10 protein-coding genes are annotated in these 13098 nt (G+C 75.4%); 3 read left to right on the forward strand and 7 right to left on the reverse strand.

Going from position 1 to position 13098, the window contains the following annotated elements:
- Window positions 1-8 precede the first annotated feature (8 nt).
- Complete coding sequence (locus ACIBIW_RS01620; RefSeq protein ID WP_399330730.1) at window positions 9-227, reverse strand: hypothetical protein; 219 nt, start codon at window positions 225-227, stop codon at window positions 9-11.
- A 442-nt stretch (window positions 228-669) separates the two neighbouring features.
- Between ACIBIW_RS01620 and ACIBIW_RS01625 the strand changes: the two genes are divergently transcribed.
- Complete coding sequence (locus tag ACIBIW_RS01625; protein ID WP_399331869.1) at window positions 670-2115, forward strand: FAD-binding protein; 1446 nt, start codon at window positions 670-672, stop codon at window positions 2113-2115.
- A gap of 63 nt (window positions 2116-2178) precedes the next feature.
- Here ACIBIW_RS01625 and gap read toward each other — a convergent pair whose 3' ends face one another.
- From gap to ACIBIW_RS01645, 4 genes are all read right to left on the reverse strand, one after another.
- Complete coding sequence (gap, locus tag ACIBIW_RS01630) at window positions 2179-3177, reverse strand: type I glyceraldehyde-3-phosphate dehydrogenase (protein WP_399330732.1); 999 nt, start codon at window positions 3175-3177, stop codon at window positions 2179-2181.
- A gap of 128 nt (window positions 3178-3305) precedes the next feature.
- The gene (locus tag ACIBIW_RS01635; RefSeq protein WP_399331871.1) at window positions 3306-4226 is read right to left on the reverse strand and encodes a GlxA family transcriptional regulator; all 921 of its coding nucleotides are present in this window, start codon (window positions 4224-4226) and stop codon (window positions 3306-3308) included.
- Entirely contained in the window at window positions 4115-5284 is a 1170-nt protein-coding gene (locus ACIBIW_RS01640; protein WP_399330734.1) for an MATE family efflux transporter, read from the reverse strand. Before ACIBIW_RS01640 ends, ACIBIW_RS01635 begins: the two co-directional genes overlap by 112 nt.
- Window positions 5278-5730 (reverse strand): hypothetical protein, encoded by a 453-nt coding sequence (locus tag ACIBIW_RS01645; protein WP_399330736.1) that lies wholly within the window; start codon window positions 5728-5730, stop codon window positions 5278-5280. Before ACIBIW_RS01645 ends, ACIBIW_RS01640 begins: the two co-directional genes overlap by 7 nt.
- A gap of 200 nt (window positions 5731-5930) precedes the next feature.
- On the opposite strand from ACIBIW_RS01645, the gene ACIBIW_RS01650 reads away from it, so the two are divergent.
- Entirely contained in the window at window positions 5931-7508 is a 1578-nt protein-coding gene (locus tag ACIBIW_RS01650; protein WP_399330738.1) for an MGH1-like glycoside hydrolase domain-containing protein, read from the forward strand.
- A gap of 51 nt (window positions 7509-7559) precedes the next feature.
- Here the strand turns inward: ACIBIW_RS01650 and ACIBIW_RS01655 are convergent, their stop codons facing one another.
- Both ACIBIW_RS01655 and ACIBIW_RS01660 read right to left on the reverse strand, forming a co-directional pair.
- Complete coding sequence (locus ACIBIW_RS01655; RefSeq protein WP_399330740.1) at window positions 7560-8717, reverse strand: FAD-dependent oxidoreductase; 1158 nt, start codon at window positions 8715-8717, stop codon at window positions 7560-7562.
- A gap of 223 nt (window positions 8718-8940) precedes the next feature.
- Window positions 8941-10989 (reverse strand): beta-N-acetylglucosaminidase domain-containing protein, encoded by a 2049-nt coding sequence (locus ACIBIW_RS01660; RefSeq protein WP_399330742.1) that lies wholly within the window; start codon window positions 10987-10989, stop codon window positions 8941-8943.
- 212 nt (window positions 10990-11201) lie between these two features.
- Between ACIBIW_RS01660 and ACIBIW_RS01665 the strand changes: the two genes are divergently transcribed.
- Complete coding sequence (locus tag ACIBIW_RS01665) at window positions 11202-13079, forward strand: histidine kinase (RefSeq protein WP_399330744.1); 1878 nt, start codon at window positions 11202-11204, stop codon at window positions 13077-13079.
- Window positions 13080-13098: the final 19 nt, after the last annotated feature.

The raw sequence follows: 13098 nt of genomic DNA on the forward strand, positions 1-13098 counted from the left end.
GCGCCCTCTCACCCCCGCGCCCGGTCCATGCCCTCCCGGGCGCGGCGGACCTCGATGCGGTAGCCGACCGTGGACGCCACCCGGTACGCCTCCGTGTGGAGTTCGAGGGCTTCCGCGGCCCTGCCGCGGTGCCGGCGCACGGCGGCCACCAGCGCCCCCAGGAGCCGACGCTCGTCGGGGCGCAGCACCGTCACCGACAGCAGGACGTCGGTGGCAGCCGTGGTCATTCGCCCCAGTCCTCCTCGGCCTCGGGCGCCAGGGAGACCTGGAAGCCGAGCCCTCGTCGATGTCGAGACCGCTGTCGCAGACGAGGCAGACCGCGGCCTTCTCGGCGGTAGCAGGCATGGTGTTCCCTTCCGTCGAACTGCGAGGGGTGGTGGGTGGTGGGTATGCGAGCCCCCGGAATCCGCTTGCCGGGTGGTCTCGTGCCGGGTGCCTTCCGGGCACCCCGGACGTCTTCGACGGTACGGAGGGTGCGGCGCCCGGCGCACTACGGAACCACGTAGGCGCGACAGTTCTCGCAGGTGGGAGGGGTGGCACCGGCACACTCCCGGCCACTGGCCGACACGGCGCCCTCCTCGGGGCGGCCCCCCGGCGCTACGATCGCGCTGGCTCGGACAGGGGTTCGCGGCCCGCGGGCGCGGGCGGGGAGGGGGAGGCGTGGTGGAGATGCCGGAGCCGGGCGGGCCAGGGTCGGGCGGCACCGTGGTGGCGTTCGATCCGCGGGAGCGCGCGTGGGTGACGCGGGCGGCGGGCCGTACGGGCCTGGTAGCGGTGCCAAAGCTTGACGGCGCCCTGCGCCTGGGCGAACTGCCGCAGGACGCCGACGACTTCGGGCACATCGTGCACGAGGAGCCGGCGGGGGTGCTGCGCCCCGGGTCGGTGCGCGACGTGGCCGCCATGGTGACGTTCTGCAACGCGTACGGCATCGAGGTGGCGGCCCGCGGCCAGGGCCACGCGACCCACGGGCAGGCCCAGGTGGCCGGGGGCCTGGTGGTCGAGACCGAACCCCTCGACCACATCGGCGCCGTGGCGGACGGCCGGGTCACGGTGGGCGCGGGGGCGGTGTGGAGCGCGGTGGCGCTGGCGACCCTGCCGCACGGTCTTGCCCCGCCGGTGTTCACCGACTACCTGGAGCTATCGGTGGGCGGCACCCTGTCGGTGGGCGGACTCGGCGGGCAGGCCCACCGGTTCGGCGCCCAGGTGGACAACGTCCTCGAACTGGAGGTCGTCACCGGCGCGGGCGACGTCGCCGTCTGCTCGCCCGGCCGCCGCCCCGACCTGTTCCACGCGGTGCTCGCCGGGCTCGGCCAGTGCGCGGTCATCGTCTCGGCGACGCTGCGCCTGGTCCCGGCGCCCGAGACGGTACGGCGCTTCCTGCTGCCGTACGACGACCTGGAGACGTTCCTCGACGACCAGCGGCTGCTGGCCGGGGACGACCGCTTCGCCTATGTCGAGGGCACCGCCGACGCCGACGACCACGGCCGGTACACGGCCTACGAGTTGGAGGCCGTCGCCTACGGGCCGCCCGCGGGGCCGCCGCGCGGCGACGCCGAGTTGCTGCGCGGTCTTCGCTTCGACCGCTCGGAGCCCGTCGCCGCCGAGACGCTGGGCTACTTCGACTTCCTGAACCGGCTCGCCGAGGGCGTCGCCGACCTCAAGGACAGCGGCTACTGGTCCTGGGCGCACCCCTGGCTGAACCTGCTGCTGCCGGGCGCACGCGCCGCGGAACTGGCGCGCGCCTTCCTGGACGGCATCGCGGGTGCCGACGTCGGACCCGGCGGTGTGGTGCTGCTCTACCCGCTGGTGCGCGCCCGCCTCGGCGCCCCGCTGCTGCGCGTCCCCGCCGATCCGGTGCCGTATCTGCTGGCCGTGCTGTGGACGCTCGACCCGCTGGACACCGCAGCGGTGAGCGCCAGGACCGCCGCCAACCGGGCCGCGTACGAGCGGGTCAGGGCGGGCGGCGGCACCCAGTACCCGGTGGGCTCGGTCCCGATGGCCGCCGCCGACTGGCGCGCCCAGTACGGCGAAGAGTGGGACCGCTTCGCCGCCGCGCGGGAGCGCTACGACCCGCGCGGGCTGCTCGCGCCCGGCCAGCACATCTTCGGGCGGTAGCGGCGCCCGCACGCACGGGCGCGGCCGGGCTCCCTCCCGGCCGCGCGGTGGGTACGGGGGCGGTCAGCCGGCCGCCAGCAGGCCCAGGGTGTCGACGACGCGGTGCGAGAAGCCCCACTCGTTGTCGTACCAGGCGACCACCTTGACATGGCGGCCGTCGACGCGGGTGAGGGCCGAGTCGAAGACCGCCGAGGCCGGGTTGCCGGTGATGTCGGAGGAGACCAGGGGGTCCTCCGAGTATTCAAGAACGCCCGCGAGCGGCCCCGCTGCCGCGGCCCGGTACGCGGCGAGCACGTCGTCGCGGGTCACGTCGCGGGCGACGGCGGTGTTGAGTTCGACGATCGAGCCCACCGGGACCGGCACCCGGATCGAGTCGCCCGACAGCTTGCCGTCGAGGCTCGGCAGCACGAGACCGATCGCCTTGGCGGCGCCCGTGGTCGTCGGCACGATGTTGACGGCGGCGGCGCGGGCGCGCCTGGCGTCGCGGTGCGGGCCGTCCTGGAGGTTCTGCTCCTGGGTGTAGGCGTGCACGGTCGTCATGAAGCCGTGCTCGATGCCCGCGAGGTCGTCGAGCACCGAGGCCAGCGGCGCGAGCGCGTTGGTGGTGCAGGAGGCGTTCGAGACGACCGTGTGCGCCGCCGGGTCGTACACGCCGGTGTTGACGCCGTACGCAATGGTGGCGTCGGCGCCCGCCGAGGGGGCGCTGACCAGCACCTTGCGGGCACCGGCTGTGAGGTGGCCGCGGGCGGCGTCGGCCGAGGTGAAGCGTCCCGTGGACTCCAGCGCGACGTCGACGCCCAGCTCGGCCCAGGGCAGCTTGGCGGGCTCACGCTCGGCGAGCACCCGGATGCGGCGGCCGTCCACCACGAGGCTGTCGCCGTCGGCGGTCACCGGGCGGCCGAGCCTGCCCGCGGTCGTGTCGTAGGCGAGCAGGCGCGCGAGTGTGGCGGGGTCCGTGAGGTCGTTCACGGCGACGACGTCGAGGTCGGTGTCGCGTTCGAGCAGGGCGCGCAGGACATTGCGTCCGATGCGGCCGAATCCGTTGATGGCGATGCGGGTCATGGGTGGGCCTCCCTCCGGCTCACCACCAGCGTCGCGTGCGCGGCCGGGCGGCGGCCACGGCGGGATCGCCATGGTTCGCAAGGATCGTGCCACCCCCTCCGGGAGGGGGATCGCCGCAGGTCCCGGGGTTACTCGCCGCGGGTGAAGGTGCGCCGGTACTCGCTGGGGGTGGTGCCGAGGACGCGCTGGAAGCGCAGCCGCAGGTTCGCCCCGGTGCCGAGGCCCACGTCGGCGGCGATCTGCTCCACGCTGAGCTGCGAGCGCTCCAGCAGCTCCCTGGCCACGTCGATACGGGCCCGCATCACCCACTGCATGGGCGTGTACCCGGTGTCCTCGGCGAAGCGCCGCGAGAAGGTGCGCGGCGACACCGCCGCGTGCCGGGCGAGCGCCTGGAGGGTCAGCGGCTCGCCGAGCCTGCCGAGCGCCCACTCGCGGGTGGCGGCGAAGCGCTCGCCGAGCGGTTCCGGGACGCTGCGCGGCACGTACTGCGCCTGGCCGCCGCTGCGGTACGGGGCCGCCACCAGGCGCCGCGCCGCGTGGTTGGACGCGGCCACGCCGAGGTCGCCGCGGAGGATGTGCAGGCACAGGTCGATACCGGAGGCGGCGCCCGCGGAGGTGAGGACGCCGCCCTCGTCGACGAAGAGGACGTTCTCGTCGACCCGCACCCGCGGGTGCTTCGCGGCGAGGGCGCGGGTGTAGTGCCAGTGGGTGGTGGCGCGCCTGCCGTCGAGCAGTCCCGTGGCGGCGAGCGCGAAGGCGCCCGTGGAGATGGCGGCGAGCCGGGCGCCGCGCGCGTGCGCGGCGTGCAGCGCGCCGACGACGGCGGCGGGTGGCTCCTCGCGGTCCGGGTGGCGGTAGCCGGGGATGAACACGGTCTCGGCCCAGTCGAGTGCGCCGAGGCCGTGGGCGACGTGGTAGGCGAGGCCGTCGCCGCCGGTCACGAGCCCGGGGGCGGCGCCGCACACCCGTACCTCGTAGGGCATGCTCGCGCGGGTCGTGAACACCTGCGCGGGGATGCCGACGTCGAGCGGCTTGGCGCCTTCGAGCACGAGGACGGCGACACGTCGCAGACGGGGGACCGGCACGGGGAACAGGGTACGACGGGGCGCGGGCGGCCCCCGCGCATCCGGGGCGGCGGTGGCGCGCCCGCGGTGTGCCGGGTGGCGAGGAGGGTGTAGCCGAGGCCGACGGCCCAGCCGGACACGGTGGCCCACATGACGCCGTCGACGCCCCGGGCGTGGCCGAGCCAGTACGAGAGCGGCAGCCGCACCGCGCCCAGGGACGCGGCCGTGCAGACCAGCGGCACGACGGCGCGGGCGATGCCGTTGAACCAGCCGTGCAGCACGACCGTCAGCGTGTAGCACAGGAAGAACGGCGCCGTGATGAGCAGGTAGCGCTCGACCACGGCCCTCGTCCCGGGCCCGGTGGAGAACAGCGCGGCGATGGGGCCGCGCTCCACGAGCAGCAGCAGGGACACCGCCGCGGCGAGCCCGGTGCCGAGGAGCACGGTGTCCCGTACCCCGCGGCGGATGCGGTCGGTGTGCCCCGCGCCGGTGTTCTGCGCGGTGAACACCATCAGGGCGCCCGACAGGTTGAGGAAGAGCACGGTGGTGAGGAGTTCGAGGCGGGCGACGACGGTCAGGGCCGCGAGCGCCGCCTCGCCGAACGGTGTGACGATCCACACCAGCGCCAGGACGCCGACGCCGATCAGCAGGTACTGCACCGACATCGGGGCCCCGACCGCGAGGCCGCGCCGCACCTCGGCGCGGAGCGCGGCGGGGGTGACCGCCGCGGCCGTACGGGGCCCCGCGCGCCGCTCGCGCACGAGACGGGCGAGCCCGACGGCGGCGGCGACGGCGTCGGCGGCCGGCACCGCGAGCGCGGCGCCCGCGATCCCCAGCCCGAGGACGGCCACGAACAGCCAGGCGAGCACGGCGTTCAGCACGCCGACGACGATCAGCAGCCGGGTCGCGCGGCGGGCGTCGCCGCGCCCGGCGAGGACCGCGCACACCGCGCCGAGCGCGTAGATGGCGGCCATCCCCGCGCACAGCGTCACCACGAAGGTGCGCGCCTGGGCCGCCACCTCCCCCGTCACCCCCGTCAGCAACGGGTGCACGGTGGCGCCGAGTTCGGCGATGCCGCGGGGTGGCGCGGGTCGGCGGCCACCCTGTCCCACTCCGCGCGCGGCGGCAGCCCCGTGCGGCCGACGAGGTAGCGGTGGATGCCGGGGGCGGCGGCCGCGAAGTGCCTGGCGGTCTCCAGGCCGATGCCGCCGAGCCCGCCGGTGATCAGATAGGCCCCGCCGGGGCCCAGCGCGCTCTCCCGCACCGCGGGGATCTCGGGCAACTCGGCAAAGGACTCACGGTACTTGGCGGTGCCGCGCAGCGCATGCACGCCCGACAGACCGGCCAGTATCTCGGCACCCAGCAGCTCGGCGGGCACCTCGTCGTCGATGTCGAGCAGCCGGACGGCCATGTAGGGGTACTCGCGGCCGACCGCCTTGGCGAGGCCGACGAGCGCGCACGAGGGGGTGGTGCGAAAGCGCTCCCACACTAGGCGGCCGAAGGCCCTCGTTCCATGGGCGGAGAGGCAACTTCCGGCAGCGAAAGGCCAGTTCCCCGTGGGACACGGCGGCGTGGGTACGGGCATCGGGGCCCGGCAGCAGGCCCGTGCGGGCGTACGCGCCATTGACAAGCACCGTCGATTCCCAGAAGCATCGAGGGTGCCTGTGACAACGTTTCCCTGGAGGTTTCGTGTCCCCGGAGCTTCAGCACCATGGGCTTTCCCGCAGAGGTCTGCTGCGTGCTTCCGCGCTCGCGGGCGCCACGGCGGCCGGTCTCGGCGCCTCCCCCGCCATGGCCGGTCCCCGCCCCCCGGCGGCCACCGCAGGGGCGGCCCGTACGGGCTTCCCGACGGCCGAGTTCGGCGGTCCCGGAGGACCCGCGCTCGGCGCCGCCTACCGCGCCGCGGTGACGAACCTCACCGAGACCAACACGGTGCCGTACGACCCCGGCACGTACGACCGCACCGGTCTGCTCAGCGACCCGCCGGGGACCTTCGTCAGGGCCGGGGGCGGCTACGAGCAGCCCTGGACGCGTGACGCCTCCGTCAACTCCTGGAACGCGGCGAGCCTGTTGATGCCCGCAGAGGCGCGCAACACCCTGTGGGCGGTGTGCGAGCGCCGCGCGGACGGCGGTCTCGTCGTGCAGCAGGACGACCAGTGGTGGGACCAGGCCGTGTGGGCCGTCGCCGCCTGGGACCACTACGCGCTCACCGCCGACCGGGACTTCCTCCGCCTGGCGTACGAGGCGGCGGCCAACACGCTGGACGCGGACCGCGCCGCGCACTTCAACGACCGCTACGGCCTGTACGAGGGCCCGGCGTTCATGCAGGACGGCATCGCCGGTTACCCGAGCCCGCCCTACGACCCGGACAACGGCTCCTCGTTCGTCCTCGACCACCCGGGCAGCGACCGGATGATGTCGCTGTCCACCAACTGTGTCGTGTACGGGGCGCAGTTGGCGGCGGCCCGGATGGCAGGGGCGCTCGGCAGGCATGCGGAGGCGGCCGGCTGGCTTGCCCGCGCCGCCCGGCTGCGCACGGCCGTGGGCAGGCACTTGTGGCGGCCGGAGGCGGGGACGTACGGCTACTTCGTCCACGGCACGGGGGAGCGCGCGGGACGCCTTGAGCACTACCAGGAGGGCAACGGCCTCGCGTTCGCGGTGCTGTTCGGGATCGCCTCGGGGCGCCGGGCGCGGTCGGTGCTCGACACCACCCACCACGAGCCGCACGGCGTCGTCAACGTGTGGCCGCACTTCGCCCGCTTCGACGACGCGCACCCGGGCCGCCACAACGCGGTCGTGTGGCCGATGACGGTCGGCATGTGGGGCCACGCCGCCGCCGTCGGCGGCCGTACCGACCTGCTCGGCCGCGCGCTGGAGGACCTGGCGGAACTGGCCGGTCGTGACGGGCACTTCTGGGAGATCTACCACGCGCGCACCGGGGAGGAGGACGGCGGCTGGCAGACCGGCACCCACTGGCCCTCCCAGCCGGACCAGACCTGGTCGGCGACCGGCTATCTGCGCCTGGTCCACCGGGGCCTGTTCGGCCTCACCCCCCGCCCCGACGGCCTCGCGTTCACCCCCCGGCTGCCGCGCGGCTGGGGCACGGTACGTCTGACCGGCCTGAGGTGGCGCGACGCGACCCTGGACATCACCCTCGCCCGCGGTGGCCACGGCCACTCCGCCACCATGGCGCTGGACGGCCACCGCGTCGGCCGCGTCCCGTCCGGTCTGCGGGGACACCACCAGGTGGACCTGAGGGTGCCCTGAGGCGGTGGCCCCGCAGAGTCAGCGTTTGGCTGTCGGGCGGCTGACGGCGCGTCAACTGCCGTCGGCGGCAGGCGGTTCGGCCATGCTTCGGAAGAAGGCGACCGTGTCCCGGGGCGCCTGGGCGTTGAAGCACATGTCGAGGCCGCGCGCGGACATCGTGGCCGCCTCCTCGGCGCGGGGGAACATCGCGCTCTCGTAGCGGGCCAGGGCGGTCTCGGGGTCGTCCGGGTGCGCGACGAGGGCGAGGGCGAGTTCCGCCGCGTCGAGCATGGCGAGGTTCGCGCCCTCGCCCGCGTACGGGGACATGACGTGGGCGGCGTCGCCGACGAGGGTGACACCGGGGACGCGGGGCCAGCGGTGCCCGACGGGCAGGGCGTGGATGCGGCGCGGGGTGATGGCGGCGTCGCAGTGGCGGATGAGGTCGGTCAGGGCGGGCGACCAGTCGGCGAACTCCTTGAGGAGCGCGGCGCGGGCGGCCGCCGGGTCCGACCAGTCGACGCCGCTCGCGTCGAGCCAGTCCCGGGGGACGCGGAGCGAGGCGCCGATCTCCAGATCCGCGCCGCCGTGTCCCAGGAGGCCCTTGTTCTCCGAGAGGGCGAAGAGCATGCCGGGGCCGACGAGTCGGGCCAGTTCCGGGTGGCGGGCGGCGGCGTCGCCGACGCGGATCTCGACGTGGGTGATCCCCGCGTACTCGGGCACCGCGGGCGACAGCAGCGGGCGCACGCGCGACCAGGTGCCGTCGGCGCCGACCAGCAGGTCCGCGGTGGTGTGCCCGCCGTCCGCGAAGGCCAGCTCGTGGGCGCCGTCGCCGAGCGGGCGGACGCCCGTCACCTTGCGGCCCCAGGCGATGCGGCCCGGTTCGAGGGAGTCGACGAGCAGGTCGCGCAGCACCGTCCTGTCGATCTCGGGCCTGCCCCCCTCGCCGCCCTCGGGACCGGCGTCGACATGGACGTGGGCGTGCTTGTCGAGGACGCGTACGCGCTCGCCCTGGGGGTGGGTGCGGCGGCGGAACGCGTCGTACAGGCCCGCCTCGCGCAGCGCGAGCTGCCCGGACTCCTCGTGGATGTCGAGCGACCCGCCCTGCCTGCGGGTGTCGGCGGCGGTGTCGCGCTCGTGGACGGTGGACGGGATGCCGTGGTTCTGGAGCACGCGGGCGAGGACGAGGCCGGACAGGCCCGCCCCCACGATCGCGATCGACTGCGGGGCCATGGGTGGTCGCCTCCTGTGCCGTTGCCGCCCTTCCCTGGGGGCGCGGGCGGACGGTTCTTCGTACGGGCTCGTGTTCGCCACCGTAGCACGACCACGGTCGTTACGACCATGGTCGTCGCTGTTCAGGTGGCGTGAGACGGGTCCTTCCATGCGTCAGCCCCGCCCGGCGTTCGCCGCGGGGCGGGGCTGACGTGGCAGGGGGCCGACGCGGGGCCCCGTGGGGCTAGCCGGTCAGCCCCGGTGCCTGCGCGATGAAGGTGTCGAGGACGCCGTCCGCGACCTTGACCGGGCCCTGGGGGCGGGTGGTGCCGGGGATGGTGGTGATCGCGGAGGCCCGCCGCGCCAGGTCGGCGGCCCTGTCGAAGGACGCCTGGCCGCTGCCCCCGTAGAGCCGTGCGCGCAGCCCGTCGAGGGTGGCGTTCAGCGCGTCGCCCCAGAGGTCGAGGGCGTCGAGCCACGGCTTCGTCTGGGCCAGGAAGGCGGGGTCCGCCACCCCCTTGCGGATCTGCTCGGGCGCGCCCGCGAGTTGGAGCGCGTAGCCGCGCAGCTTCAGCAGGGCGGCCTGCCGGTGGAGGACGGAGCCGCTGCCGAAGTCCTCGGTGAACGCGTCGAGCCGGGCCTTGAGGGCGGGTGCCTGCGGCTGCCAGTTCTCCTCGCCCGAGGTGGGGGCCAGGTGCTCGGTGTCGAAGAACGCGAGCAGCGCCCGCGCGGTCCCGGGGTCGCCGCCCGCGAGGTAGTCGGCGGCGGCCCGCCAGGTGCGCGCGGCGTCGTAGTGCTCGTCGTTCCAGGCGAAGGACGCCCCGCCGAAGAGCGCGACCTTGCTCGCCGCCGCCTGGTTCATCGGGTTGAGCACGATGCCGGTCAACTCGTCGTGGAGCCCGGCCTCACGCTTGTCGTACGGGGCCATCAGCAGCCGGCCCGTGGTGTTCCCGTAGTCGTTGACCGGGTAGTTGTCCCACAGGTAGACCTTACGGCCCCATGCCTCGGAGGCCGCGTGCGCCTGCGCCACGCTGATCGACGGCGGGATCACCGCGGTGCCCGTCCACTGCACCACGACCTGCGGGTCCAACTGCTCCCTCAGCACCTTCTTGTACGGGGAGTCGGCGGTGTCGGAGTACTCGGTGGGCACCGTCTGGAGGGGGCCCGCGCCGGGGTGCGTCCCGATGAAGTCGCGCTGTACCGCGTTGAGCAGGTCGGCCTGCGCCTGCCCGGCGGCGGCCTGCCCCGGGGCGCCGTACTTGTCCTCGTCCGCGTCGCAGTTCCACTTGGTGTAGCTGATGTCGTCGAGCGCCACGTAGAAGCCGCGGGCGCCCTGGTCGTAGAGGCTGCCGAGCTTGTCCTCCAGGGCGGTCAGGTCGTCGGGGTCGCTGTAGCAGATGGAGAGTCCTGGCGAGAGGGCGTAGGTGAAGTCGACGTGGTGGGTGGTGGCCTGCCCGATCAGCTCGCGCAGGTCGGCGAGCTTGTCCGCCGGGTAGGGCTCGCGCCAGTCCTCCCGCAGGTAGGTGTCGTCCTTCGGCGTGTAGACGTACGTGTTGGCCTTGATGTCGCCGTAGAAGGCGAGTTGGTCCATGCGGTCGGCGTGCGACCAGGGGGCGCCGTAGAAGCCCTCGATGCTGCCGCGCAGCGGCATGCTCGGGTGGTCGGTGACCGACACGGCGGCGAGGGTGTGCCTTCCGGTCACCAACTGCCGCAGCGTCTGGGCCGCGTAGTAGGCGCCGTCCCCGTCGTTGCCCGCGAGGACGACGGTGCCGCCGGGGGTGCGGGCGGTGGTGGAGACGAGCGAGTACCCCTCCGCGACGGGGTGTTCGGGGATCTCGCCGCCCGCGGCGCGCAGCGCGTCGGCCACGGCCCGGTCGTCGACGGTGCCGACGACGACGGTGAGGCCCGCGCCGTGCCCGCCTGCCGCGGCGTCGGCCGCCGCGGCCCGGTCCACCCGGTGGGCGCCCGCGGCGGTGAGGGCGGCGGTGATCACGTCGACGGTGGCGTCGTCGACCCCGTCGGCGACGGCGAGGCGCACCCGCTCTGGCACGTGGAGCGCGCGCCCGGCGGAGGCCATGTGCTGGGGGGTGGGGGTGACGACGGGCAGCGCGGCGGACGCGCCTGTCGGTGCGGCGACCGGCGCTGCGGGGGCGGACGCCGCGGCCGGGGCGGCGGAGAGGGCGCCGAGGGTGAGCGCGGCGGCGCCGACGAGGGCGAGCCACGACGGGCGGCGCCCGCGGCGGGACGGGCCTCTGCTGAGACGGGACGGGCGGCTGCTGGACGAGCGGGGCACGGCACCTCCACTTGGGTTGGCCACCACATGCGTATGCCAGTTGGTCTAAACCACCATTTATTCATGCTCACGTCAAGATCCTGGGTGTGCGTCGGCCGCCTCCCGACGGGCGGAGTGCGGAACCGGTGAACCCGGGTAGGGTCCGCACCTGACGGCCACGACGAACTCCGCCCTCCGGTACGGAGCGGACCCCTCCGGCAGGAGCACCGCCCATGCGCCCTCGCGCCCGTACGTCCCCGCGCTCGTCGACCCCCCTGCCGAGGACCCCCGCGGCGGCCGCGGCGCTGTTGCGCGGGAGGTGCACGGAGTTCGGGCGGCGCGTCGCGGCGACACCGGTACGGGCCCGGGCGGGCGAGGGGGCGCTCGCGGCGGCGGTCGTCGCGCTGGTCGTGGCGACGGGCTGGGCGTCCCACCCGCCCGCGGCGCTGGCCGCGCAGGGCGCGGCGACGGCCGTCCTCGTGCCGCTGCGGCGGGTGCTCCCCGGCCTGCTGCTGCTCGCCTCGGGGGCGCTGCTCGGGACGGCGACGCTGACGTTCGCGGTACCGGTGCTGGCGTACGGCGCGGTGCGCCACCTCAGCGCGGCGGGCCGCCGCTCCCTGCCGCGCGGCCCCCTGGTGCTGGTGTCCGCCGCGGCACTGGTCACGCTCGCGATCACGCTGCCGAGGCTGCCCCCGAGCGCCGTCGCCGCCACCCCCTACGCGCTCGCCTACCCGGTCGGGATGGCGCTGCTGTTCCTGGTGGCCCCCGCGGTGTCCGGCACGCTGGTGGGCCAGCGCCAGTTGCTCGTACGCACGCTGCGGGAGCGCAACCGGTACCTGGAGCACGCCAGGCTGCTGACCGAGGCCCGTGGCCGCCTTCGGGAACGCGCCCGTATCGCCCAGGAGATGCACGACCTGCTGGGGCACCGGCTGACCCTGATCACCCTGTACGCGGGGGCACTCGAATTGGCGACCGAGCACCGGGCGCCGGACCTGAACGAGGAGGTCGGCGTCCTCGCGGGCACCGCGCGCGCCGCGATGGACGAGCTGCGCGAGGTGCTCGGTGTGCTGCGGCAGGCGCAGGACTCCCCCTCGGACCCCGCCGCGGCGCCGCCGGAGGCCGGGGCGCCGGACGGCGGGCCCGGCTTCGAGGAGGAGGTACGCGACCTGGTGGCGGGCTCCCGGCGCGCCGGTCTCCCGGTGGAGCTGCGGTGGCACCGGGCGGCGGACGCAGAGCCGGTGCCCGTGGTGCGCAGGGCCGTGCACCGGGTGATACGGGAGTCCCTGACCAACGTGCACAAGCACGCGCCCACCGCGCCCGGGGTGTGGGTGACGGTGGAGGTCGGGGAGGGCGCGGTCCGGGTGGCGGTCGGCAACGGCGCCGCGCCCGGCGGACGGGGCGGCGCGGCGCTGCCCGGCACCGGCAGCGGGCTGATCGGGCTCGAAGAGCGGGTGCGGCTGCTCGGCGGCACGCTGCGGCACGGGCGCGACCCCTCGGGGGGCTTCCTCGTCGAGGCGGAACTGCCCGCCACCGGGCCGGGCAAGGCCCCGGCGCCCGACCCCGCTCCGGTGGCCGCCCCCTCCCCCAACGCCGCCTCCGTACCCGGGACTTCACCCGAGCCCGGGAGCGACGCCCTGCCGGTCGCTCCCGCACCGGTGGCCCTCTCGCCGGTGGGCACCTCCCCCGGCGGCGGCCTCGACGCGGTGCCGCCCCTGGCGGCGGCGGGGGAGCCGCCCGCGACGGCACCGGGGCGGCTGCGCGGCGCCCTGGGCTGTACGGCGGCGCTCGCGGTGGCGGTCGCGGGCTGCGCCTCGCTCTGGGTGTGGATCTCCTCCGCCTCGCACGAGGCCGCCGCGAACGGCGACCGGTACGCCCGGGTGCGCACGGGGATGACGCGCGCGGAGGTGCGGCGGATCACCGGTGCCTTCGCCGAGGGCCGTGAGGCCGACGAACTCAGGACCGGGGAACCGCCGCGCCCCCGCGCCGCCGACTGCTCCTACGCCCTCGGCATCGCGGACCGCTCCCCGGTGGCGTACCGCTACTGCTTCTCGGGGGACCGCCTGCTGCGCAAGGACACCTACCCGACGGCGGGGTCGGGCAGGACCGGCTGACGGCCGCGCGACCGGGGCG

It is taken from the genome of Streptomyces sp. NPDC050560, from assembly GCF_044457285.1.
In the GTDB taxonomy this organism is placed as follows: domain Bacteria; phylum Actinomycetota; class Actinomycetes; order Streptomycetales; family Streptomycetaceae; genus Streptomyces.

Coding starts and splice junctions, on each gene's coding strand:
- ACIBIW_RS01625 (WP_399331869.1), top strand. CDS start 670: ATGCCGGAGCCGGGCGGGCCAGGGTCGGGCGGCACCGTGGTGGCGTTC.
- ACIBIW_RS01665 (WP_399330744.1), top strand. CDS start 11,202: ATGCGCCCTCGCGCCCGTACGTCCCCGCGCTCGTCGACCCCCCTGCCG.
- gap (WP_399330732.1), bottom strand. CDS start 3,177: ATGACCCGCATCGCCATCAACGGATTCGGCCGCATCGGACGCAATGTC.
- ACIBIW_RS01655 (WP_399330740.1), bottom strand. CDS start 8,717: ATGGCCCCGCAGTCGATCGCGATCGTGGGGGCGGGCCTGTCCGGCCTC.
- ACIBIW_RS01620 (WP_399330730.1), bottom strand. CDS start 227: ATGACCACGGCTGCCACCGACGTCCTGCTGTCGGTGACGGTGCTGCGC.